The sequence below is a fragment of the Psychroserpens sp. BH13MA-6 genome, assembly GCF_052983595.1.
This window is the reverse complement of sequence record NZ_JBRJGE010000005.1, coordinates 185,757-210,536: the sequence shown is the minus strand read 5'-3', so window position 1 is coordinate 210,536 and position 24,780 is coordinate 185,757. Positions and strand designations below refer to the sequence as shown.

At 36.1% G+C, this 24,780-nt stretch carries 24 protein-coding genes; 19 read left to right on the top strand and 5 right to left on the bottom strand.

Annotated elements, in window-relative coordinates; genetic code table 11:
- Positions 1–24: 24 nt before the first annotated feature.
- Positions 25–1,806, bottom strand: a complete 1,782-nt coding sequence (argS, locus tag ACU8DI_RS12255) for an arginine--tRNA ligase (RefSeq protein ID WP_447113070.1) — start codon at positions 1,804–1,806, stop codon at positions 25–27.
- 718 nt (positions 1,807–2,524) lie between these two features.
- On the opposite strand from argS, the gene ACU8DI_RS12250 reads away from it, so the two are divergent.
- Positions 2,525–4,585, top strand: coding sequence for a tetratricopeptide repeat-containing sensor histidine kinase (locus ACU8DI_RS12250; protein WP_447113069.1), 2,061 nt, complete (start codon positions 2,525–2,527; stop codon positions 4,583–4,585).
- Positions 4,586–4,604: 19 nt separating this feature from the next.
- Here the strand turns inward: ACU8DI_RS12250 and ctlX are convergent, their stop codons facing one another.
- Both ctlX and ACU8DI_RS12240 read right to left on the bottom strand, forming a co-directional pair.
- Positions 4,605–5,537, bottom strand: coding sequence for a citrulline utilization hydrolase CtlX (gene ctlX / locus ACU8DI_RS12245; RefSeq protein ID WP_447113068.1), 933 nt, complete (start codon positions 5,535–5,537; stop codon positions 4,605–4,607).
- Positions 5,538–5,584: 47 nt separating this feature from the next.
- A complete protein-coding gene (locus ACU8DI_RS12240) occupies positions 5,585–5,974 on the bottom strand; it encodes a DUF7793 family protein (protein WP_447113067.1) in 390 nt (129 codons plus the stop codon).
- A 118-nt stretch (positions 5,975–6,092) separates the two neighbouring features.
- On the opposite strand from ACU8DI_RS12240, the gene ACU8DI_RS12235 reads away from it, so the two are divergent.
- Positions 6,093–7,826 (top strand): M14 family metallopeptidase, encoded by a 1,734-nt coding sequence (locus ACU8DI_RS12235; protein WP_447113066.1) that lies wholly within the window; start codon positions 6,093–6,095, stop codon positions 7,824–7,826.
- Between the two features lie 9 nt (positions 7,827–7,835).
- On the opposite strand, the gene ACU8DI_RS12230 is transcribed toward ACU8DI_RS12235, so the two are convergent.
- On the bottom strand, positions 7,836–8,417 hold the full coding sequence (locus ACU8DI_RS12230; protein WP_447113065.1) for an NUDIX hydrolase: 582 nt from the start codon (positions 8,415–8,417) through the stop codon (positions 7,836–7,838).
- Positions 8,418–8,542: 125 nt separating this feature from the next.
- On the opposite strand from ACU8DI_RS12230, the gene pyrE reads away from it, so the two are divergent.
- Both pyrE and ACU8DI_RS12220 read left to right on the top strand, forming a co-directional pair.
- Positions 8,543–9,187, top strand: a complete 645-nt coding sequence (gene pyrE, locus ACU8DI_RS12225; RefSeq protein WP_447113064.1) for an orotate phosphoribosyltransferase — start codon at positions 8,543–8,545, stop codon at positions 9,185–9,187.
- 31 nt (positions 9,188–9,218) lie between these two features.
- A complete protein-coding gene (locus ACU8DI_RS12220; protein ID WP_447113063.1) occupies positions 9,219–9,614 on the top strand; it encodes an SRPBCC family protein in 396 nt (131 codons plus the stop codon).
- Here ACU8DI_RS12220 and ACU8DI_RS12215 read toward each other — a convergent pair.
- Complete coding sequence (locus tag ACU8DI_RS12215; protein ID WP_447113062.1) at positions 9,611–10,342, bottom strand: biotin--[acetyl-CoA-carboxylase] ligase; 732 nt, start codon at positions 10,340–10,342, stop codon at positions 9,611–9,613. The genes ACU8DI_RS12220 and ACU8DI_RS12215 overlap by 4 nt on opposite strands.
- 96 nt (positions 10,343–10,438) lie before the next feature.
- Here ACU8DI_RS12215 and rsfS point away from each other — a divergent pair, with 96 nt between their 5' ends.
- The 15 genes from rsfS (at position 10,439) to ACU8DI_RS12140 (ending at position 24,741) form a co-directional block, all read left to right on the top strand.
- A complete protein-coding gene (gene rsfS, locus ACU8DI_RS12210; protein ID WP_447113061.1) occupies positions 10,439–10,810 on the top strand; it encodes a ribosome silencing factor in 372 nt (123 codons plus the stop codon).
- A 39-nt stretch (positions 10,811–10,849) separates the two neighbouring features.
- Positions 10,850–12,835 (top strand): ATP-dependent zinc metalloprotease FtsH, encoded by a 1,986-nt coding sequence (gene ftsH / locus ACU8DI_RS12205; RefSeq protein ID WP_447113060.1) that lies wholly within the window; start codon positions 10,850–10,852, stop codon positions 12,833–12,835.
- A 115-nt stretch (positions 12,836–12,950) separates the two neighbouring features.
- On the top strand, positions 12,951–13,556 hold the full coding sequence (locus ACU8DI_RS12200; RefSeq protein ID WP_447113059.1) for an LUD domain-containing protein: 606 nt from the start codon (positions 12,951–12,953) through the stop codon (positions 13,554–13,556).
- Complete coding sequence (locus ACU8DI_RS12195; RefSeq protein WP_447113058.1) at positions 13,557–14,378, top strand: phosphatidate cytidylyltransferase; 822 nt, start codon at positions 13,557–13,559, stop codon at positions 14,376–14,378.
- On the top strand, positions 14,368–15,021 hold the full coding sequence (locus ACU8DI_RS12190; RefSeq protein ID WP_447113057.1) for a phosphatidylserine decarboxylase family protein: 654 nt from the start codon (positions 14,368–14,370) through the stop codon (positions 15,019–15,021). The genes ACU8DI_RS12195 and ACU8DI_RS12190 overlap by 11 nt, the downstream gene beginning before the upstream one ends.
- On the top strand, positions 15,018–15,284 hold the full coding sequence (locus ACU8DI_RS12185) for an acyl-CoA-binding protein (protein WP_447113056.1): 267 nt from the start codon (positions 15,018–15,020) through the stop codon (positions 15,282–15,284). Before ACU8DI_RS12190 ends, ACU8DI_RS12185 begins: the two co-directional genes overlap by 4 nt.
- A 175-nt stretch (positions 15,285–15,459) precedes the next feature.
- On the top strand, positions 15,460–16,044 hold the full coding sequence (locus tag ACU8DI_RS12180; RefSeq protein ID WP_447113055.1) for a TIR domain-containing protein: 585 nt from the start codon (positions 15,460–15,462) through the stop codon (positions 16,042–16,044).
- On the top strand, positions 16,044–16,928 hold the full coding sequence (locus ACU8DI_RS12175) for a DUF4231 domain-containing protein (RefSeq protein WP_447113054.1): 885 nt from the start codon (positions 16,044–16,046) through the stop codon (positions 16,926–16,928). The genes ACU8DI_RS12180 and ACU8DI_RS12175 overlap by 1 nt, the downstream gene beginning before the upstream one ends.
- A complete protein-coding gene (locus ACU8DI_RS12170; RefSeq protein ID WP_447113053.1) occupies positions 16,929–17,465 on the top strand; it encodes a TIR domain-containing protein in 537 nt (178 codons plus the stop codon).
- Between the two features lie 156 nt (positions 17,466–17,621).
- On the top strand, positions 17,622–18,854 hold the full coding sequence (locus tag ACU8DI_RS12165) for a tetratricopeptide repeat-containing protein (protein ID WP_447113052.1): 1,233 nt from the start codon (positions 17,622–17,624) through the stop codon (positions 18,852–18,854).
- 5 nt (positions 18,855–18,859) lie between these two features.
- The gene (locus ACU8DI_RS12160) at positions 18,860–19,261 is read left to right on the top strand and encodes a TIR domain-containing protein (protein WP_447113051.1); all 402 of its coding nucleotides are present in this window, start codon (positions 18,860–18,862) and stop codon (positions 19,259–19,261) included.
- A gap of 186 nt (positions 19,262–19,447) precedes the next feature.
- Positions 19,448–20,773, top strand: coding sequence for a pentapeptide repeat-containing protein (locus ACU8DI_RS12155; RefSeq protein WP_447113050.1), 1,326 nt, complete (start codon positions 19,448–19,450; stop codon positions 20,771–20,773).
- Positions 20,774–20,796: 23 nt separating this feature from the next.
- Complete coding sequence (locus tag ACU8DI_RS12150; protein WP_447113049.1) at positions 20,797–21,696, top strand: hypothetical protein; 900 nt, start codon at positions 20,797–20,799, stop codon at positions 21,694–21,696.
- Between the two features lie 11 nt (positions 21,697–21,707).
- Positions 21,708–23,156 (top strand): hypothetical protein, encoded by a 1,449-nt coding sequence (locus tag ACU8DI_RS12145; protein ID WP_447113048.1) that lies wholly within the window; start codon positions 21,708–21,710, stop codon positions 23,154–23,156.
- A gap of 199 nt (positions 23,157–23,355) precedes the next feature.
- Positions 23,356–24,741 carry a M61 family metallopeptidase gene (locus tag ACU8DI_RS12140; RefSeq protein ID WP_447113047.1) on the top strand — a complete coding sequence of 462 codons (1,386 nt, stop codon included), beginning with the start codon at positions 23,356–23,358 and terminating at the stop codon, positions 24,739–24,741.
- The last annotated feature ends 39 nt before the right edge of the window (positions 24,742–24,780 follow it).

The window sequence follows — 24,780 nt, the reverse complement described above, 5'->3', positions numbered from 1 at the left end:
ACGAAAATTTCCAAAAGTAGCACATTACATGCGTTCAGGAACTTGAATACCTAGCAGTGAAAAGGCGCTTTTAATAACGTTAGCAACAACAGCAGACAATTGCACTCTAAAGTATTTTTCCTGCGAGGTTTCGGCACCGAGAATAGATACATTTTGATAGAAGGAATTGAATTCTTTTACCAAATCATAGGTGTAATTTGCAATCAGAGCAGGACTGTAATTATTTGCCGCGTTCTGAATGACTTCAGGAAATAATTCTAACTGTTTCATTAATTCCCTTTCTTTGGTATGTAATTTAAAATTAGAAAGATCAACGCTTGTAAGTTCAGCGTCTGCTTTTCTCAAAATAGATTGAATTCTCGCATATGTATATTGAATAAATGGGCCTGTGTTCCCTTGAAAATCAATCGATTCTTTAGGATCAAATAAAATGCGCTTTCTAGGATCAACTTTCAGAATAAAATATTTTAACGCACCTAAACCAATGGTTTGATATAAGGCTTGCTTTTCAGACTCTGAATACCCATCAAGTTTTCCTAATTCTTCGGATATTTCCTCCGCAGTTTGCGCCATTTCAGTGACCAAGTCATCCGCATCCACAACAGTACCTTCACGACTTTTCATTTTGCCTGATGGCAAATCAACCATTCCATAGCTTAAATGATATAAATTTTCAGCCCAATCAAAACCTAATTTCTTAATAATCAAGAACAGTACTTGAAAATGGTATTCCTGTTCATTACCCACCGTATAGACCATACCACCAACATCTGGGTAATCCTTTACACGCTGGATGGCTGTTCCAATATCTTGGGTCATGTAAACTGCAGTGCCATCACTTCTTAACACGATTTTTTCGTCTAAGCCTTCATCGGTTAAGTCGCACCAAACAGAACCATCCTCTTTCTTAAAAAAAACGCCAGACTTCAGCCCTTCAGATACAAACTCCTTGCCTAGTAAGTAGGTTTGGCTTTCATAGTATAAGGTGTCAAAATCGACACCGATATTTTTATACGTGACATCAAAACCGTCGTAGACCCAACCATTCATTTTTTCCCATAAAGCGACCACCTCAGGGTCACCCGCTTCCCATTGTCTCAGCATTTCCTGAGCTTCCATAAATATGGGTGCGTTCTTTTTAGCCTCTTCTTCCGTTTGTCCGGAAGCCTTTAAATCCTGAATTTCTTTCTTGTATTCTTGATCAAACTTCACATAATAATTCCCTACCAATTTATCGCCTTTCAATCCTGTAGATTCAGGAGTTTCACCATCGCCATAACGTTTCCAGGCCAACATACTTTTACAAATATGAATACCTCTATCATTAATTATTTGTGTTTTATAAACCTTTTTACCTGAAGCTTTTAATATTTCAGATACACTATAACCTAAAATGACATTTCTAATATGTCCTAAATGTAGTGGCTTATTCGTATTAGGCGATGAATACTCCACCATAATCGCTTTCCCGTTGTCATCAATAGGACGGTAACCATAGTTTTGATTCGCCTGAATCATTTTAAATAAGTTCAAATAATATTGATCATAAATTTCAATATTCAGAAACCCTTTTACCACGTTGAAACCTTCTACCGCTTCAACATGTTTTACAAGGTATTCGCCAATTTGTTCGCCAATTTGAACCGGACTACCCTTAACAAACCGTAACATTGGAAACACAACCACCGTGATATCACCTGCAAACTCTTTACGTGTTGCCTGAAATTCAACTGATTCCAACGCTACATTGTAAATAGCAGCTACTGCCTCTTTGACCTGTTTTGATAATGTTTCCTGAAGATTCATTTGGTTATAATTTTAAGTCTGCAAAGATAGGTTTTTTATTAAAAATTGTCACGGGTGTTTCTCTTTATTATTGATTTTAGCCATGCAACCTATCCCGAATTTACAGCTCAAAAACGTTTCCAAAAGTCCTTGAGAGAATTGATTGAATTCCATATCAGGAACCGCTTAAATTTGAAGACCCAACTTCAAAACGACACTAAGCGTGAAGGTCATATGATTTAACAGTTATAGTTGCTACTTATTTTCTGAACGCACTGTGACTCATCGGAATGTAGCCGTGACATTCTTTCATCAAGAATGCATTTATTTCAAATTTTTTTGGATGCTGAGAAGCAAATGTTCCAATTCTGATAAATGTGTCCTATTTATACAAACACATGTATATCAGTAACTTACATAGTCAAGCTTAAGCACGTGCATTTCGTCGATAAATGTGTCGTTTTTCTATGTTTTTTGCAGTTAATCTATTCGTCGATGTTTTTCAAATTTTCAATAGTCACTTTAACTAATATATAGGTATTAAAACCTAAAAATTAGGGATTAAAATCCTTTTTCTAGATTTTTGATATTGCTATTAATCAAAGTCCCAAACGTTGATGACACTTAATAATCAATCTTTATTGAGATTGACATTATTATTTAAGCACACTAACTATCCTACCCTAATGGATAATTTTTGTCAAAATAATTTTGCAATTATTAATACCCTAATTAAACGATGAAACAGTTAATGACCTTAGCTGTTTTATGCATGTCGTTCTTTGGTCTTTCACAGACAAATGAGATCGATAGCTTGACCTTGCACTTAGCTTTCCAAAAACAAGACTCTGCAAAGGTTGAAACGTCATTACATTTGGTCAAAGCACTTTACAAAGAAAAAAGTTACAAAAAGGCACTTACGTATATTGATCAAACTGAACGTTTATCAAAAATTTTAAATCACGCCAAGGGGATTGCTGATGTCAATTATTACAAAGCCTTAATTTATGCACAGAAAGATGACTACTACAATGCTGTTGATAGTTACAATCGTTCTCGCAGATACTATACACAATTAGGAGACACTTTAGGCATTGCCAAGGTTAATAACAGTATTGGGCTTATTGAAATTAAACGCGGTAATTATGCGGTTGGATTACAAAATTCACTGTCGGCCATTCAAACTTTTGAATCCAGAAATTTAAAAGATGAATTAAGTTCCGCATATAACAACTTAGCTGAAGCCTATTACAACACCAATCAAATTGATAAATCCCTAGAATTCAATATCAAAGCGCTGCATGTAAGAGAACAATTAGGTGATAGCGCTGGGATGAAATCTTCCACCAAAAACATTGCCTTACTTTATTCTGAAAGAAAAGAACACAGAAGAGCAATAGAATACTACGAGAAGGTTTTAAAATTGTTAAATCCAAAAACAGACCAAACACTTAGAGGTGAAATTCTACCACGAATTGGTTCTGAATACCTTATGTTCAAGGATTACGACAAAGCTGCTGAATATCTCGTAGAGGGCTTAAAATTCAACAGAAAAGTCAATAATGAAGATGGTATCCTTAGAGCTTTAAATGCTGTTGGAGATCTTAATTTACAACAAGACAATTTGAGACTCGCTGAAATTCAAATTGATGAAGCTTATACGATAGCCACAAAAATTAATAACAAGCCAGAATTACTTAAAAATTATAGGCTTCATAAAACACTAGACTCTATTAATGGTAAGTTTCAAAATGCGTTCTTTTGGCAAGGAAAATATTATGATCTAAAGATTGAAATGGAACGGGAAAACCAACCCATTATTCCTGAAATATCTCAACCTATTGAAGTAAAACCTTTAGATAACGGTGACGACTTTAACGCCATAGCGATAAATGAGAAAGAAGCAGAAAATGAAATTACCTTTAAGCGATTAAAAGCCATTTCCTATGTGCTAGGATCGGCCTTCTTGATTGTGTCTACAATTTTACTGCTAATTTACCTCAAGCGTAAAAACACCTTAAAGTTTAACAGGGAATTGCAAGAGAAAAACAAACAGATTGCCTTACAAAACCAAGAGTTTGAAAAACAAACCAAGCATCTAGAAGAAGTTAATAGTGTTAAAGATCGATTATTTTCAATTGTCTCGCACGATTTAAAAGATTCGATTTCCTCGATCAAGGGCTTTATTGATTTGCTGAAGGAAGATGGGATTTCCCGTGAAGAATTCTACGACCTTGTTCCTGAGTTGAGTGAAAATGCCGACAGTGCCTCGCAGTTACTTTATAACCTTTTGAATTGGTCTAAATCGCAAATGCAAAATTTAGAACCAAAACCCGAGTTATTCAATATTCAAGATATCTTTAAGAATAAAATCAACCTCGTTGAACAAAAAGTTGAACAAAAGCGCATTGTGCTCATTGATGAATCACGTCGCGATTTTGTGTATGCCGATAAAAGTATGATAGAGATTGTGATTCAAAACCTTATTACCAATGCTGTGAAATTTACACGAATTGGCGATGTCATCACCGTTTCTAACAGTGACCTGAACGGGAAATGCTTAATTTGTGTTGAAGATACTGGTGTTGGTATTTCTCAAGAGAATATAGATAAGTTGTTTAAAAATGGTACGTATACCACACGTGGTACCAACAACGAAAAAGGCACAGGCTTAGGCTTAACCATCTGTAAAGAACTCGTAGAACTCAACCATGGTAGAATTTGGGTTGAAAGCACGCCAAACATTGGTACTAAGTTTTATGTAGAGCTTCCTAAAACGCAACCTGCAGCAAGCGCTTAAATACGATAAAAGGTCTTTATTACTTTTTAGGCAGGAACACTTCCGCCATCATACACCTCGCACTGCCACCACCACAAGTTTCTACTGTTTCCAAAGAACTAGAAATAATAGGACAAAAACGTTCTATGTCGGCAATTTGCTTGTCAGATAAACTATCATAAGCCGATTGGCTCATCACCAAATACCTTTGATCATTTCGACCTTTCACCTGCAACATATTGCCAGCAAACTGGTGCATCTGACTTTCTGTAATTTCGATAATGGTCTTGCCATCACTTTTGAGATGTTTCACCACCTGTTTCCGCTCCTTTTTATCATCTATAGTATCTAAACAAATAACCGCAAACTGTTCTGCCAAACACATCATCACATTGGTGTGATAAATGGGTAAACGCTTACCATTAACCGTTTGATTTGCTGTAAAAACTACAGGTGTATACTCAAAATCTTCACAAAACTCAATAAAGAGGTCTTCATCTGCTCTAGGAGACAGCGCACAATAAGCCTTAGCGTTAACGCGATCTAGAAGTAAACTTCCAGTGCCTTCTAAAAACAAACCTTCTTCTTCGGCACTCGTATAATCCACAATATTATTTATGAGAAAACCTTCTTCCTCTAGACGAATAAAAACGGACTCACGTCTTTCCTTTCTGCGATTTTCGGCAAACATAGGATAAAGACCTACATCGCCATTTTTGTGAAAACTCACCCAGTTGTTAGGAAAAATAGAATCTGGAGTATCTTCAGACTTATCATCATCAACCACAATAACATGCACGCCAACAGCTCTTAATTTTTCTACAAAAGCATCAAACTCTGCTTGCGCCTTTTCATTAATTTGAGCATTCTTAAGGTCCAGATCTTCCTGAAAATAGTTATTGACAGCCGTTTGTTCATTCATCCTAAAATTAACTGGACGAATCATCAAAATGGTGTTAGTGGTTTGTGACATTATGACTAAATTTTGCCGTAAAATTAACTAATTTTAATGACGAAACCTTAGACAGCACTCTTATTATTTTGTACAACTTTTAGCCAATCCAGAGCTTCATTGCGATCCTTGAACATTTTAATTTTCCAGTCGTTCTTTTTATTAATATCCATCACAATTTGAGTGGCCATTTCAGCGCTTTTGCTGTAAATAACGACTGCTCTAAAATCGATGAGATCACTTTGTTGGCCCATAGCCACTAAGGCTTCATAGGTATAAGAATAACCGTGTTCTTTATTGATGAGAAGTGAGAATGGCGTCGTTGTATGAGCTATCACCACATTTCTATAGGTTTGAACCATTTCAGGTGTGATTGCCACACCTTCATTAATGATGAGTTCGGCAATTCGAGGCTCCAAGACCTTAATTTTACCGAATGGTAACATAAAAACTTTCATTTAGCTATTAGTTTAGAGGGATATTCAAATTTAGATTAACTTTGAAATGTTTTCACTGAGGGTCTCAAAAGAAATAAACAACATATTAACAATCTACCCTAAAAATCGGTCGTAACCTATGAAAAAAATAGCTTTACTCTTACTAATTCTTACCGCCTGCACTTCGGAAACTGCTATCAAAAACAAAGATTTCACCACCACCTTTGAGAATTCTGAAGGCAGGCAAACAGCAACATACGACGAGACCATATCCTTTTATAAAGACTTGGCAGCAACCTACACTAGCGTCCATATTGATTCGATTGGTAGCACAGATTCTGGTAGACCTCTCCATATAGTGACATTCAACCCAGACGCTGAATTTCAATATTCTGATATCAGAAAAAACAAACGCATTATACTGATCAATAATGGCATCCATCCAGGCGAATCCGATGGGATTGATGCCACGATGATGCTTTTCCGCGATATGGCACAAGATGTCATACCCATCCCAAAATCTACCGTTCTGGTGACGATTCCCATCTATAATATTGGCGGAAGCTTAAATAGAAATGCGACTACGCGAACGAATCAAAATGGCCCTGAAACTTATGGCTTCCGAGGCAATGCGAGAAACTATGATCTGAATCGCGATTTCATCAAATGTGATACTAAAAACGCACGAAGCTTCGCCAAGCTATTCCATCGCATACAACCTGATGTATTTATCGACAATCATGTGAGCAATGGTGCCGACTACCAATATACTTTGACCCATTTGTTCACACAACACAACAAGTTAGGTGGTAACCTCGGCAACTATCTTCATACTGAAATGATGCCGAAATTGGAACAACGATTGGCCGATAAAAATTGGGATATCACCCCTTATGTGAATGTATTCAATCGCACTCCTGAAGAAGGGTTTAGTCAATTCATGGATTCACCGAGATATTCTACAGGCTATACCACCTTATGGAACAGCTTGGGAATGATGGTTGAAACACACATGCTAAAACCTTACAAACAGCGCGTTGAAGGCACCTATGAGCTTATGAAAAGCATGATTGCTATTGTGGAAGCTGATGGCCCTAAGATTTCAGAGTTACGAACTGCTGCTTTGAGCGAATTTCAAAGTAAAACCACCTATCCATTACAATGGCAAATAGATACGACACAAACCAGCACACTCCAATTTAAAGGTTATGAAGGTCAAATGCTTCCTAGTGACGTGACAGGTGCCAAGCGATTGAAGTACGACCGCAATCAGCCATTTACGAAAGCCATACCTTATAGTAATTATATGACTCCATCTTTGGAAATCAGTATTCCTAAAGCTTATGTCATGCCTCAAGGTTGGTGGAACGTCATTGATTTATTAGCCATCAATGGTGTAGAAATGCAGGCTTTGGAGAACGACACCATCCTAACAGTGCAGTCTTATAAAATTAAAAATTACGATACCAGAAAACAAGCCTATGAAGGTCATTATCCACATTATAATGTCACCTTAGATGTTTCAGAAGAACGTCTATCTTTTTCTAAAGGTGATTATCTTATATACACCAACCAAGCGGCCTTTCGGTACCTTATGGAAACATTGGAACCTCAAGGATCAGACTCCTTTTTTAGTTGGAATTTTTTCGATACCATATTACAGCAAAAAGAAGGTTTTTCACCCTATGTATGGGAAGATAGGGCAAAAGCATTATTGGAAGCACAGCCTGAATTAAAGGACGCTTTTGAACTTAAGAAAGCGAAGGATGCCAACTTTGCTGGTAATTGGTATGCGCAATTAGACTGGTTACACAAACAAAGTGTGCATTATGAAACTGCGCATTTACAGTATCCTGTATATCGCATTCTGTAAACGGAGTAACTATACTAAAATTCGAATATTGGCGTAACTGTTTTGCAGGGCTTCTTGGCTTTCAGTGTCATCCAACCAAGCTACTTTGGTAATGCCTTCTTTCTCCTGTGGAAATAATTCACCATCAAATTTGGTCCTCATTTCAAACCAATAGGTCACCTTGATTCTATGGCGTCCATTACGTTTAAAAATGTGATAGGTCGTTTCTAAGGGTTTCACAATTTCAAGTCCGCCAACACCAGTCTCCTCCTCCACTTCACGCATAGCGGTTTCTTCAATAGTTTCTTTTTTTTCAGTTTTCCCCTTAGGCAAGTCCCATTTATCGTTTCTATAAATAAACAGCACTTTTCCTTCCGAATTATAAACTTTGCCACCACCAGCAACTACTTTTGGCAACAACTTTAAGAATTTTTTTAGGAGCTTATCCTCTTTTTTACCAATCAGACGCACTGAATGTAAGGAAGACCTATTGAGTTCTCGAATCACCTTACTGATATTAACGTTTGATAAAAGATAGTTTTTAAAACCATCTTCTTTTTCAATCTTCGTCGTTAAAACAATAGGTTTGTCATTTACAAATATGTGGTACATGTACGAGACTTGTAGGGATTTAAGGTCGTAAAAATATCATTTTTATACACACTTGCCACATTTTTAAAATTAATTTTATTTAAATTTTTGAATTTTAGTTTTGTTTAAATCCGTAGTTTTGCATCATGATTTTTGATAAAGATACCGCTAAGCAAACTGCCGAAGTATTATTGCAGGTGAATGCCATAAAACTTCAGCCTAACGACCCATTTACTTGGGCGTCTGGATGGAAATCCCCTATTTATTGTGACAACCGAATCGTGCTCTCGTTTCCGCAGATTAGAAACTATATTAGAGAGACCATGGCCAAGTATATCGAATCGCATTATGGCAAGGTAGACGTGATTGCTGGTGTTGCTACTGGAGCGATAGGTATTGGGATGCTTGTTGCCGAATATCTCGGACTTCCCTTCATTTATGTAAGACCAGAAGCTAAATCACACGGTCGACAAAATCAAATTGAAGGTTTTGTAGAAGCTGGACAAAATGTTGTCGTTGTTGAAGATTTAATCAGTACCGGAAAAAGCAGTCTGAATGCCGTCAAAGCCTTGAGAGATGCACATGTCAATGTTAAAGGGATGGTTGCTATCTTTACCTACGGATTTGAAGTCTCTAAAACGAACTTTGAAGCGGCTGGTGTGGAGCTCCACACTCTCGGTAGCTATGACTACCTTTTGGAGCAAGCTTTAGACACCAAATATATCAATGCTAAGGAACAGGAAGTTTTGGCACGTTGGAATGCGAATCCGAGTGAATGGAACGCTATTTGATTAGCTAGTATGAAACCCTTATATTAAAAACATGAAATTAGAATCACCAAAAACCACCATAAATAAATCTGCTGAAGACACCTTTGCGTTTCTTTCAGATGTTAAAAACTTTGAAAAGCTCATGCCTGAAAACATCAGCAAATTCGAAGTTTTAGGAGAAGACAAATTTCTCTTTGCCCTTAAAGGGATGCCGGAAATTGTCTTAGAAAAGAAAGCAGCTGAAGCGCCAAATAAAGTGGTCTTGGGTGCTGCTGGAGGTAAATTAGATTTTTCCTTAACAGCTCATATCTCTGAAATTGCAGCCACACAAAGTGAGGTTCAGTTGATATTTGAGGGTGAATTTAACGCCATGATGGGCATGATGATTAAAGGACCAATCAGTAAATTTATTGAGACTTTGGTTACCAATATGCCTGAACAAATCTAGTAAAGTAAGGTCACTTCTTTAAGATCAAAGGTTTTTATGATGTCATCTTCTAACAAGACCATCAAATGTCCTGCGTCTGAAACACCTTGTATAATTCCTGTGAATAATTGACCGTCGTTACCCTTGAACGTTGAAGGCTTTTTATGTCTGAAGAGTCGCTTTTCATAGGTCTTCTTAAGCGCTTCAAATTGCCCATTTTTCAATGGGTCGATATAGGTTTTTAAATGTTTGAGCACACGTTCGAGCACCTCATCCAAATTGAAGGATGTCCCAGTAAGTAGTTGCATCGATGTAGCTTGCGGTAAATCTTGAAAACGCATTTGGTTCACATTAAGCCCAAAACCGATAATACTGCCTTGCAATTGATTGTTTTTTATGACATTTTCTATTAATATGCCCGAAATCTTTTTTTGGTCTGCCAAAATGTCGTTAGGCCATTTGACCTTTACATCCTTGATTTGAAAGGATTTTAAGGTATCGGAAATGGCCAAAGAAATCGCCATACTGATATTAAAGCTGGCGCCAATCTCTAACCAGGAAACATCTACAAACACACTAGCCATGAGGTTTTTTGACGGTTCTGATTGCCACTTAGTGCCCATTTGTCCGCGTCCATGCGTTTGCGAATTTGCCATCACGACGGTATAATCCATCAAGACTTCAGCACTTCGCAGTTGCCTTAAAAAAGTATTGGTGGAGTCAATGGCATCAAGTTTGATTATACGCATAGTAATGTGTTATAAAAAATTATAATTTTCTTATGAAGAATAACCATTTATAAGACATAAAAAAATAATAACTTTGCACAAAATTAATTCAATTTAATGGCGAAAAAAAATACGAATCCAGATCAACTCATAACAACCATCATAGCAGGTATAGAAGATGTTAAAGGAAAAAGCATTGTCATATTAGATTTAAGAGATATTGAAAATACCGTTTGTGATTACTTTGTGATTTGTGAAGGAACTTCAAATACTCAGGTGAATGCCATTGTAAATTCCGTACAAAAAAAGGTAAGCAAGGAACATAAAGACAACCCATGGCACGTTGAAGGTAGCGACAATGCCGAGTGGGTGCTCATCGATTATGTCAATATCGTGGTTCATGTGTTCCAAAAGCATATCAGGGAATACTATGACATAGAGAGCCTTTGGGGTGATGCGAAAACAACCCAAATAGAAACGAGTTACTAAAATTTCAAATAAAAAACCACGATAGTGGTGCAAGCATAAATGGCAAAAGACAATAAAAACCTCAATAAAAAACCAAAATTCAGCCCTTATTGGATCTACGGATTCATTATTGCTGCATTTTTAGCAATTCAATTGTTCTCTGGTGGTTTTGGAGACTCGACCGTAAATTCCATTACCCCTTCAGATTTTAAGGAATATCTCAGAAATAATGATGTTGCCAAGATAGAGATCATTAGAAATACGCATGTGGCCAAGGTATTCTTAACCAAAGAAGCACTTGATAAAGAAGTCCATAAAAAGGCGAAACCTAATAATATCATGCCATTTTCACCACAACCCAATTATACTTTTGAGTTTGGTGATCTACAAAATTTTGAAAATGATATCGACAAGATTATCAACGAGAATAACTCTGCCGTTGAAGTCAAATATGATACCGATGATAACCTCTTCGGAAACTTACTCATCACCTTATTGCCGTTTATTTTAATCATCGGCGTTTGGATTTTTATCATGAGACGTATGTCTAGTGGTTCTGGTGGTGGTGCTGGCGGACAAATTTTTAACATCGGTAAATCCAAAGCCAAACTCTTTGATGAAAAAACCGACGTCAAAACATCGTTTAAAGATGTGGCTGGTTTAGAAGGTGCCAAAGAAGAAGTCCAAGAGATTGTTGATTTCCTTAAAAATCCAGAAAAATACACCTCCCTTGGTGGTAAAATCCCAAAAGGTGCCTTACTCGTTGGACAACCAGGAACCGGTAAAACCTTATTAGCTAAAGCCGTTGCTGGTGAAGCTAAAGTCCCTTTCTTTTCGCTATCAGGATCTGATTTTGTTGAAATGTTTGTAGGTGTTGGTGCTTCTCGTGTTCGGGATTTGTTTAAACAAGCTAAAGAAAAATCACCTGCGATTATCTTTATCGATGAGATTGATGCCATTGGTAGAGCACGTGGGAAAAGTAATTTCTCAGGTTCTAACGACGAACGTGAAAACACCTTAAACCAATTGCTGACAGAAATGGATGGTTTTGGAACCAATACCAACGTGATTGTATTGGCAGCCACCAACCGAGCAGATGTTTTAGATAAAGCCTTAATGCGTGCTGGACGTTTTGACCGACAAATTTTTGTGGATCTACCAGACGTTAGAGAACGTAAAGAAATCTTTGAAGTGCATTTAAGACCTATCAAGCAATCTGAAAAACTAGATGTCGACTTCCTAGCGAAGCAAACACCAGGATTCTCAGGTGCTGATATTGCCAATGTTTGTAATGAAGCGGCTTTAATTGCTGCTCGTAATGGCAAAAAAGCGGTAGATAAACAAGATTTCTTAGATGCGGTGGATCGTATTGTAGGTGGTCTTGAAAAGAAAAATAAAATCATCACTAAAGATGAAAAGAAAGCCATTGCGTATCATGAAGCTGGTCACGCAACGGTGAGTTGGATGTTGGAACATGCAGCACCTTTAGTAAAGGTGACGATTGTACCACGCGGACAGTCACTAGGAGCAGCTTGGTACCTTCCAGAAGAGCGCTTGATCGTTCGTCCGGAGCAAATGCTCGATGAAATGTGTGCCGCTTTAGGAGGTCGTGCCGCGGAGAAAGTGATTTTCAATAAAATTTCAACAGGTGCCTTGAGTGATCTTGAAAAAGTGACCAAACAAGCACGTGCCATGGTGACCATTTATGGTTTGAGTGATAAAGTAGGTAACTTGACCTACTACGATTCTTCAGGACAATCAGAATACGGGTTTACCAAGCCATACAGTGAACAAACTGCAGAGCTCATCGATAAGGAGATTTCAAACATTATTGAAGAGCAATACCAACGTGCTATTGACCTCTTAGAAAAGCATAAGGATAAACTTACCGAATTAGCGGAAGTCCTCTTAGAAAAAGAAGTCATCTTCAAGGATAATCTAGAGAAAATTTTTGGGGAACGCCCTTTCAAAAAACCGGAAAAAGTAGCGCCTAAAAAATTAGAAGTCAAAGACGATTCTAAAGAAGAGGTACAAGAAGAAGAATAAGCCGATTCACGTAACTTTAATCATATAAAAAACTTAAATTGATTTATCATTAGTTTAAGTTTTTTTATATTTGAGAATTACATGAAATCAATAAGGTTAATAGCTACCCTAATACATGAGTCTATTTCGTAAAATCTTCGGTCTTAAAAACACCCCTGAAGACAACATAAAAAGCGAAGAGAGAGGCAAGTACATGCCTGAAATTAAGCTGCCTGTCGATGAACAATTCACTATAAACTTTAAGGCGAATGGCGGTAAATTTCTCTATTGCGAAAATATGGAAGAGGTTCATAGTAGCTTAAACGCTATTTTAAAGGAAAATAATTGGGAAGATGACAAGGTCTTACTCTTCGATCAGCGCTTAAATGATTTGTTTAAGGATTTCGACTTTAATACCACCAAACGCATCTCTGAAAGTAGCTTTTTCTTTTCCACCTGTGAATACCTTATTTCTGACGACGGTTCCTTACTTATTTCCTCCAATCAAATTGCTGAAAAGAAACTCAAGGAACTGCCTGATAATTTTGTGATTTATGCCACCACCAGTCAGTTTGTACAAAACATCGGCGAAGGCCTGCGTGGTATCAAAGGTAAAAATCGCGAGAAAATTCCAACTAACATCACGACAATCAAACATTTCAAAACCGTAGAGGACAAAGACTTTCTAACATACGGAAGTAGCTCAAAAAACTTATATTTGTTGCTCCTTGAAGATTTATAGATGAAAGAAATCGCTACAAGAGCACTCTCTGGAATACTTTACGTATCGCTACTCATCATCGCTTTGAATTGGCAGCATGCAGTTATCGGTCTCTTTTTTGTATTTGGACTTGTCTGTATGGCAGAGTTTAAAAAACTCATCCAATTAAAAAGCTTTTGGCCCTATATCGTCTTTAGTATCCTCTATTTCGGCTTTGCCTATTGGGAATTGATTGCTAATTCTAGTGATGGCTTAAATGAAGCCACGCAAATCCTATTGGTCATCACCATATTTGTACAGCTCATTCTTATCAAGGACTTATTTTCAGAAAAGACCATTCCCCTATTCAGTTCCAAACGCTTTATCATCACCACCTTTTATTTATCCAGCGGCTTTGTTTTCTTGATTTGCATTTCGAATTTTAATGATACCTTTTCTCCGCTCATTTTATTAGGTGCTTTTATTTTGGTTTGGGTGAATGATACCTTTGCCTTTTTGGTTGGTAAGAACTTCGGAAAGCAAAAACTGTTTCCGAGTATTTCTCCAAAGAAAACCGTTGAAGGCTTTTTAGGAGGCCTCTTTTTCGCCTGTATTGGCAGCTATTTTATTGCTAACTTTACAGAGACCCTAAACTTTACCAATTGGCTAATATTAAGTATTATTGTAAGTGTGTTCGGGACGCTTGGCGATTTGATTGAATCCAAATTCAAGCGGATGGCGCAGGTAAAAGACAGTGGTGTGATTATGCCAGGCCATGGTGGTTTATTGGATCGCTTGGATAGTATTATCTTTGCGGCACCATTTATATTTTTATTTTTAAGATTGATACTCTATGTTTCATAAAGAAGGTTATAAAATAATATTCATCACACTCGTGATTGTGATGGGATCCATTTTACTCATAGACACTTATATCGAGCTGCCTTGGTTGCGACTGCTCTTAATGATAGGTATGGTGATTCTACTCATTTTGATTCTTCAGTTTTTTAGAAACCCGAAACGTCATACCCAATTAGAAGACCATACAGCGGTCTCGCCTGTAGATGGCAAGGTAGTGGTGATTGAAGAAGTCTTTGAAAAGGAAGTCTTTCAAGAGAAACGCATTCAAGTATCTGTGTTTATGTCGCCCATTAATGTACACGTTACCCGCTATCCTATTAGCGGAAAAGTGAGCTTTAGCAAGTACCATCCAGGAAAATATTTGGTGGCTTGGCATCCTAAGGCTAGTGAGGAAAATGAGCGTACGACCGTCGTAGTTGACAATAAGAACTTCGGAAAGGTGCTGTACCGACAAATTGCTGGTGCTTTAGCGAAACGCATTGTAAACTATGCCAAAGTAAATGACGAGGCTATACAAGGTGCCGATTCTGGATTTATTAAATTTGGTTCGCGCGTTGATTTATTTTTACCTTTAGATGCCGATATTAAAGTACAGCTCAACCAAAAAGTGCGAGGTGGCGAGACGGTTATCGCCGAAAAGTTATGACGTCAGAGGAGTTACATACCGAATTTCTTGCAGCCGTGGATCGTATCAATGCGCATACGGAACCCTTTCCTGCCGATTTCTTATTACGTCTCTACGCTTACTACAAAAAAGCCACCAACGACTACGGACGGCCCAGCAGTAGCAAGCCTATTATCAATGCCTTTAAGACCAATGCCCTATTCCAGGTGCAGGATGTGACCCAAGACGAAGCCAAACGCATCTACATCGATTTGGTGAACAACTACTTTCTATACCGCAAGTAAATACACCCGTAAATTTACGGACTTCCAAAAAATACGTAGAACTACGTATGGACTGGCTTTTGTTAAAATCTTAATTTTAGCACTAACGCCTTTGTTCTTATAACCGTGTCTTAGATTGGGATATGGTAAGTTTATAATGGAATATAGGGTGTTGGCAATAATTAAAAACAGAATTATGGGACATAAATGTTTTATAACATTTAAAACGGAAGATGAAGATTATAAAAAGCACATTCAAGAAGAATTGGATGTTGAAATGATTGACAAATCACTCAATGAGCCTATTGATTCAGATGATGAAGACTATATAATGAGAAAAATAAGAGAAGATTATCTTTCCGATTCAACAGTCACAATTTGTCTAATTGGCACTAGGAGTTCCGAAAATTTAGGTTGGGATGAGCAAAGGTTTATAAAACGTGAACTTCAAGCTTCACTTTATAATGGACAAAATAATTCAAAAAGTGGGATTTTAGGTGTTGTCTTGCCATCAATGTATGATTCTATTTATACAGGCTCTGGTATTTGTGATACTTGTGGAAACTCACATACTTATGTTAATATAAAGGATTCGACAATAATTAAGGAATTTAGCTATAATTATTATATACCTAATAACAAGTGTGCTTGGAGTGAAGATGATAGATATTGTGTTTTAGTCAAATGGTCAGATTTTAAAATAAACCCTAATTATTACATAGACAAAGCTTTTGACAAAAGATCTAGTGACATATCAAGTAAAACTAAAGTAAGACCATAATGGAGTTTAAAGATTTCCCAGGTTTATATCAAGCTTCTGACGAAGCTTCTCTATCTGCTCAAAAAAATTATAAAAATATTATAGCAAACGATTTGATTACTATGATTGTCGCATCTACTCTTGCGATTTATAATTACGAGAAAGTTGAACCTAAACTAATTGTTTATGTAATTTCTGGTATTTTCTTACTCATAAGTTTTGCTTTAACATTAATTATAAGAACGAAAAAATTTGAAGATGTCTGGTATCAAGGAAGAGCATTAGCTGAATCTTGTAAAACTTTATCTTGGAGATTTGTGACTTGTTCTGAAAGCTTCGTAAATGATTTAACTAAACAAGAAGTAGAAGACTATTTTATATCTAGAGTAAGGGAATTAAGTAAAGAATTTAAAGAATTAAATGATTCTTTAAACGCAAAAATTGTGGTGCTTCCCGTAATAACAGATAAAATGTGGGAAATAAGAAACTTAAATACTTTAGAAAGAAAGCAATACTATATTGAAAATAGAATTAATGATCAAAAAGACTGGTATTCTTCTAAAGCAGAGTTTAATAAAAAAAAGTATAATAATTGGTTTTTAGTAATAATCATATCTCAATTAATAGCCATTATAAGCGTAGCTTTTCTTGTTAAGTATCCTGAATCTAATTGGAATTTAGTAGGCTTATTTACAACTATTTCTGCTTCAGCAATTAGTTGGCTTCAATTAAAGCAGCATCAAGAACTTAAACAAGCTTACACAACCGCAGCACAAGAATTGAATTTTATTCAAGCATCATTTGGTAATATCAATTCAGATTTAGAATTAGCAGAATTTGTATTGGATTCAGAAAATGCAATTTCTCGTGAACATACTTTGTGGCTAGCTCAAAGACGAAAATAAATGACAAATAATAATTCAATTAATTCCTCTTGGTTACAACTAATAATTTCTATTGGAGGTGTTTTGCTTTTTGCTCATCTAATTTCAAAATTAATAGACTATTTAGTTGGTAATAACTTTAGTGAAGAGGATGATTATCTAGAAAAAAGAAAGAAAAGAAAACCTCGGATTTTTGTAAGTCATTCTTGGAAACATAACAAAGATTACAATAATCTTATTAAAGGATTCGAAAAGCAAGGTTTTGAATATTATAATCACAGTATTTCATTAGACAAAGCAGAGGATTTAAAAAACGAAAAGGAAATTGAAAATAAAATTAAAAACCAATTGCTTTATAGTAGATGTCTGCTTGTTCTTGGTGGTAGTTATTCAAATAAGTATTGGATAAAAAAAGAGGTCGAACTAGCAAAATCACTAGGAAAAAAAGTAATTGTGGTAAGACCTTGGAATACTAACAAAATTCCGAAATATTTAGAGAAAACAGCTGATGAAATTATTGGATTTAACTCTAAAGCGATTATTGAAATAATAAAATAACTTACCCTAACAATGGCTATAAGTAATTGCTTGTTCTCGCCCACTTCTGAAAATCTTCGCGGATTTTCAGCTTGGTGTGTACTTGCAAGGTTAAGTGCTAAACCACGCAACTACTCATAGCCGAGACCGTTATGCGTCATGCGAAAAAAAAACTAAATGGAAAAAATTTGCTTTGTAATAATGGGATACGGAAAAAAAACCGACCCGACTTTGGGGAAAACGTTTGATTTAGACGTAACCTACAATACAATTATAAAACCATCTGTTGAAAATGCAGGTTACACTTGTATTAGAGGTGACGAAGTGTTGGAATCAGGAATAATTGATAAAAGCATGTATGCATTACTGATACACTCTGACCTTGTTATTGCTGACATTACAACATTTAATCCTAATGCAATTTATGAACTAGGTATTAGACACGCAGCAAGACCTTATTCGACAATTGTCATGAAAGAAAAGGATGGAAATATTCCGTTCGATATTAATCATAACAAGACCTTTACTTACTCTCATATGGGTGAAGATATTGGTAGTAAAGAAGCAGAAAGATGTGTCAAACATCTAACAAACTTGATACTTGAAATAGATAAAAGTCAAGAAACCGACAGTCCTTTGTTTCATCATATTAGAGGAGTAAAACCATATTCATTACCAGAAGATGAATATATACAAGTAATTAAAGAATTAGCTGATAAAGAAAAAAGCATATTTGCTCTGACTGAAAAGGCTAAATACGAAATGAACAATAGTAATTTCAAAGAAGCCAAAAAGTTTTGGAAGAAATTAGTGGATAAAGTTGAGAATGATACTTACTTCGTTCAGCAACTTGCTCTTTGCACATACAAAGACAAGACAATCAGTTCAAATATTGCATTAATTGACGCTCTAGGCATTATAAAACAATTAGAGCCTGACGACAGGAATACAATTGACCCAGAAACACTTGGAATTACAGGTGCTGTTTACAAAAGACTTTGGGAAAATAATAATGTAGATATTGAATATCTTGACAGAGCAATCGAATATTACAAAAGAGGATTTACAATTAATCAAGATTATTATACAGGAGAAAATTATGCTTTATGTCTGAACCTTAAAGCAAGCATAACGGTAAATCCAGACGAAAAAATATACTTAAATTTTTCTGCAAAAAAAACAAGAAAAGAAATCATTGAAATTATCCAAAAATTAGCTGAAGATGAAGATTTTGAGATAAGAAGTGATTTAATGTGGATTTACGCAACTTTATCTAATTGCTACATGGGAATTGAAGATGAGGAAAATCATCAGTTGTATGAAAAGAAATTTAAAGAATTAAATCCTGTAGATTGGCAACAAGAGACCTATGAAAAGTCTTTAAATCACTTAAAAGAATTATTAAAATAAAAAATATGGCAAGAGTTTACAAAGTCTTTATTAGTCATTCATGGTCTTATGTGTCAGACCTTAAAAGTTTACAAACTTTACTTGAAAATCGTGGATATTTTAACGTACAATTTGAAGAAGCATCACCTGACGTTCCTATTAATTCAGTTAATGCAGAATATATCAAAACACGATTAAGGGAAAAAATAAGAAATTCAGATGTGGTTTTAGGTATTGCAGGAATTTATGCATCACATAGTGAATGGATGGCTTGGGAATTAGATACAGCTATCAAAAATAATGTACCAATAATTGGTGTTGCACCAAGAGGAGCTGAACGAATTTCAACAGTTGTAACATCTAGGTCAAAAGAAGATGTAAAGTGGAATACAGAAAGTATTGTTGCAGCTATTAGAAGATGGGCTTAAAAACAAAAAGCACGAACGCCCAAAAACAGCTGTAAGTAATGGACTAGTTCTCGCCTACTTCTGAAAATTTGCTATCGCACAGTTTGCACTGAAAGCTCGTGTTAGTTTGGTGTGTACTTGCAAAGTAAATTGTTAAACCATGGAGCTCATTAAAGCCATGACCGCTAAAAAAATGATAATCAAAAAATGAGACATAAAGTTTACATACTTCTTGCAGCTTTTGTTGGCATCATCTTAGGTGCCACGTTCGCCAATATCACCTTAGATTTTTTCTCTAAAAACATCAATCTATTATTGATTGTTGTTGGAGTGATTATTTGCTTGGTTGGTGTTTTTTTTATCGCCGTTTTCTACTTGCGAAAAAATATCAATAGAGAGTTTTTTGGGGTAGAAAATGAAGAACTCACTGGGCTTAACAACTCTCTGGGATTGTTGGTTGATGGGATTTTGACAAAAAATAATGATGTCGTAAAAAGAGAAAGTAATCACATATCAAGAAAACTTGCCGCCTGGTATTCATGGTTAAAAGTTAGACAATGGACTGTTATCATCTTTCAAGCGTTGTTTGTATCATTTGGAGGTTTACTCGGAACGCTTCTTTTGTACAATCAAAATGAAATAATGACGCAACAAAATGAACGTATCGATAACCAAAATGAACTGATAAATGCTCAAAACAACAGGCTGGATCAACAAACTTATTTGCAAGAAGCCGATAGAAGAGCTGCATTGATATTTGAATTAACGAGCATCTTGGATGAAGTTGATGAAGAAATGGATGAGGCACAATATCAACTAGAAGCTTCAAGAACACGCTATATTACCCAGCAAGGAGAGTCTATACAAAGTATTGGTCGGAGAAAGCGAAGAAGAAATCGTGACACCTTGGAAGTTTACACCCTTTCTGATAGGTTGGCTGGTAGAATTGTATCCTTAACGAGATCATTGAGACCTTATCGATATCTTAATAATGATGGCATTCTCATTAGTATACCTTTGAGTCCAGAAAAGGGTCAATTGTTAACCTCATTGCTTGATAGTGGTATAGACATGGAAGATTTAAATCATAATAATGGCTTAGATTTTTCGTATTCAGATCTATCAAAGGTGCAACTAGAAAATGTTAATTTAATTCATAGTGAACTCAAATACTCAAGTTTTGTTGAGGCCTCCATATTTGGTAATTTTTATTATTCAAAGTTTGACTTTTCCAATTTCACAAAAGCCAATTTAAGAGGCTCAATATTTGGCTGTAGTTTTGTAAATTCAAATATGAACGAAGCAGACTTATCCAATTGTGATTTTATTGATTCATATTTTGAAAATACAGATTTAAGATATGCTAATCTCAGCAATATTAAGAATTGGTATAACGTCCCAATGAAATGCGTCAACATTTTTGGAATAAAAAACGCTCCTTCTGAATTTATCGAACACGCCTTAGAAAACGGAGCTGTGCAAATAGAAAAAGACGAAGATTGGCACCAATATGTCAAACAAAACTGTCTCTAACACAGACTTTAAATTCAAAAAAAATGAACCTCATACAACTACAAGACTATGTTACTGAAAAGTTCGTTGGATGGCGCGAGGAATACGGAAATAATCTCGTAGGTGTGCATATTGGCTACAAAAAGAGAGATGGTGAGTTTGTTCAAAGATATAGTGTAGTTTTTCATGTGAGTAGAAAATATGAAAATCCCTCGAAACCATTTCCTGAAACCATTACTATAGAAACTATTGATGGCACTCAAAAAATATTACCTACTGATGTTATTGAAACAGGAACACTCAAACTCCAATCTTATTTAGGAAGTAGAATACGACTCAAAAACGATCCAGAATATGGAAGTCTCGGCTTTTATTTATACAGAAACAGACGTTTGTATTTTTGCTCTAATATGCATGTTGTGGCACCTCATCTCTTAAGAGAAAAAACCACCTATTATTATAAACATTACAGTTTACAAAAGTCTCCAGATATCGCTGTTTTAAATCATGATTTAGGTTATTTAGAAGAAGCCTATTTCGATTATATGGATATTGGTATCGTTAGAATAAAATTAAGTGCTGCCAATAACAACATTCCCAACCACGGAAAACCTAAAGGATTTTACCGTATTAATAACTCCAATATCAACATAATTAAATCCATCCAATTTAAAATGTTTGGAAGTGTGTCTGGCTTTAAGTCTACCCAAGTCATTGAAGTCAACGGATCCAAAGTAGCCACTAGGTATGATAATACCTTATACGCCTCAAGATTACTTATAATGAAAAAATGTTCTCAAGAAGGCGATAGTGGTGCTCCTATTTTTGATCCCAAAAATTTGCACATACTTGGAATTGTTATTGGTAGCGATAGTTCTTATACCTATGCGATTCCAGTTAATCTCATTTTAAACCGTTTTAACGCTAAATTTTTTAATAAATAAACCGATATATTATGAAACCCAACCAACTCTTATTTTTCGTATTTGTCTTGAGCTTTCAAGCGTTTTCACAAGAATTTAAAATAGAAATTCCACCTTTAAATGACGAAATTACCATCGTGAATAATGGTGAAACTGTTATAAATACCGACAATGAGCAATTAAATACCATTACTATTTTAGCAAGCAATCTGTCGGCTGGCGATTATGTATTATCATCAGATCAACTCAGTAGTAATTTTATCTTTAACACGTCTAATAATAAACACTTGGTAACTTTTAATGCATTAGAAAGCGCAGTTATTACCATTAGTAAAGGTGGTTCCATCATTCTTACTAGTAAAATCAAGCTGAATATTGAAGAAGATACTGACGATGGTGTTGCCGATGATGATAGTGGAGACACGGATAAATCCGGTATTTTTAAAACGCCTGAAACTATCATTCAAGAATATTTTCCTGATCTCGCCTATGAAAAACGATTAGGTTATTACATTCCTGAAAATAATTCTGGCGCTAATTTCACCACTTATTATGGTAAAGACTATGTTCATATTTTTTTGGATGGATTCGGAAATTCTATTTTAAATGCGATTCCTCAAGGCTCACCAGAAGTCACCTATATTGTACATATCATCACCTCTATTAAAACAGAAAACATGAAAAACGTCAGGTATTCAGTCAAACAAACGGCTGGTGACATTGACGATATATTGGTATTCCGTAATACTGGTAAATTAGACAACTTTATTTTTGAAGCAGCAGGAGAAATTTACGATTACTACCATTCTGAATATGCCTTGAGAGAATCTAATAAAGACATCACTTTTGAAGTCTATAAAGGCGTCACAGATGGCGCAAAAACGGTCAACACAAAACTGAACACTTTAACCATACCTATAAAAATATACAATGGCTCCTTTGATATTGGTTTATTAAAATCGGACTTAAGTAATCCAACATTCACCTTTTCTGCGTCAGCTACAGATCCAAATCTAGGAAATGTTAAAAGAGATGAATCAGGAAGTAGAGGCATGGTCACAGCAATGGCTACCTTTTATGGTTCGCCTGTGTTAGCATTTAAAAGATTCATTCTAGGTCAAAAAGAACAAGTACCAGATTATAAACTTACAGGAAGAAATTATGTTTCGGATCACAAATTATTTGAAAGAATTTATCCAGCAGTTGGTTTGAGTATTAATGATAATACTTTCGAGAACATTTTTTATGGTTTCAACTGGGAAGTCGTCAAGGGAGCTAGTTTATTTGCAGGATGGCACTATGGAAAAATTAATGATTTTGAAATAAGCGATGAAAATTTTCAATTTGAATCCTACGAAATAAGTAAACAACAATTTGATTTAGCCACAAAGCAGAAATGGGATACGGACTTTGCTATTGGTGTAAATTTGGATGTCCTGGTAATTCTCAATCTGCTTCAAAAAGGTGCAACAAATAAATAACAGAAGGATGGATGTTGTTAGTATTAATGGCGAAGCGCACTCTAACTTTTAGAAACTGCTTCGCTCATTGTTGTCTGAGACATCGTTGCTTATTGACCCTTATTTCGTTTAGAAACCCTTGCGTCAGGACTAGATGAAAAAGTAGTACCTTTAAAAATAACAATCTGGTTAATAAGCAACCGACGTAAATACTATCTACATGAAAAAACTGATCTTTCTATGGTTGTTTATCATCACGCTCACCCAGCTCCATGCACAGCAACAGCTCAACTATGTGCTCAACCAGCAAGCTAATAACAGCAGCATCACGATTCACATCAGCTTTGATACGCTACCAGCCAGTGATGCCAATTTAGTCATTCCTAGAAGTGCGCCAGGCACCTATATTCTCACTAACTATATCGCCTATGTGGATGATGTTGTGGCCTATACCACTTCAGGTAAAGAATTACCAGGAATGATTGGTGATGGCAGCTACTTTACGTTTGGGGACACGAAGGAACTTATAAACAAGGTCAGCTATACGGTCGACCTCCAAAACATGGAAACAGAATTATTGGATGCCTCCACGAGTTCCAAAGCCAGAAAAGACTATTTGGGACTTTTTGGCTATTCCGTTTTTGGGTTTATTGAAGGTTTAGAAGCTGCAGCCATCCAGTTAACCATTAACACCGATCCGTCGTGGCCCATTTTTAGTACCTTAAGACCTGAAACTAAACGCAAATTCGGAAGCGATAGTTACGAGGTTGAAAACTATGCCGTACTGGTAGATGCCCAATACCTCTTGGGTAAAGACGTTCAGGTAATGCAAGTTCCAGACGCGCCAATTCCCTTATTTGTAGCAGCCTATGCCGAGACCAGCATCGATTTGGAAAGTATTGGAAACAAAGGCTTAGTAGGACTACAGCAACTTGCGGATTATTTTGAATACATTCCTATGCCGCATTATACCTTGGTTTATGAATATCTGAATCCTATTTCAGCAAGACATGACTACGGATTTAATATGGAACATCTCAATAGCATGACAGCGCATCGCGATATTTCCAAGGATTATGATAGCAAAAGAGAAATAGGAAATATCATTCATCACATCGGACATTCATGGGTGCCTTTAAGATCTTATGGTGAAGGTTACCGACCGTTTGCATGGCAAGTTGCACCGCTTATTGAAACCATCTGGCTAAACGAAGGGTTTATATGGTATGTCTCTTTCCATGACATCCTTCAGAATAAAGACCTATTACACTGGTGGCAATCTAACCTAGACACGGCTCCAGATTTTATAAAAACCAAAAGCTTAAAGGAATTATCGCTTCTGGCTTCCACCCAATACGCCTCCGATTTTAGAATCGGGAAAAATCTGTTTTCAAGAGGTGCTTTAATGGCCCATGATTTAGATGTGTATCTGCAACAACAAAGCGATGGAAAAACAGCTTTTAAAGATGCCATTCTCGGATTGCTGAACTGGTCAAAAGAGCATCAAAGACCCTTTAAATACGATGAGATTGAGCCTATCATGTCTGAGGCCACTGGTGTCGATCTCAGTTCGGTGTGGCAAAAATGGCAAAAGGCGCCAAAATAAGTCGTGGTAGGCTTGGTCTTTCATGGTAACATGGTAGCC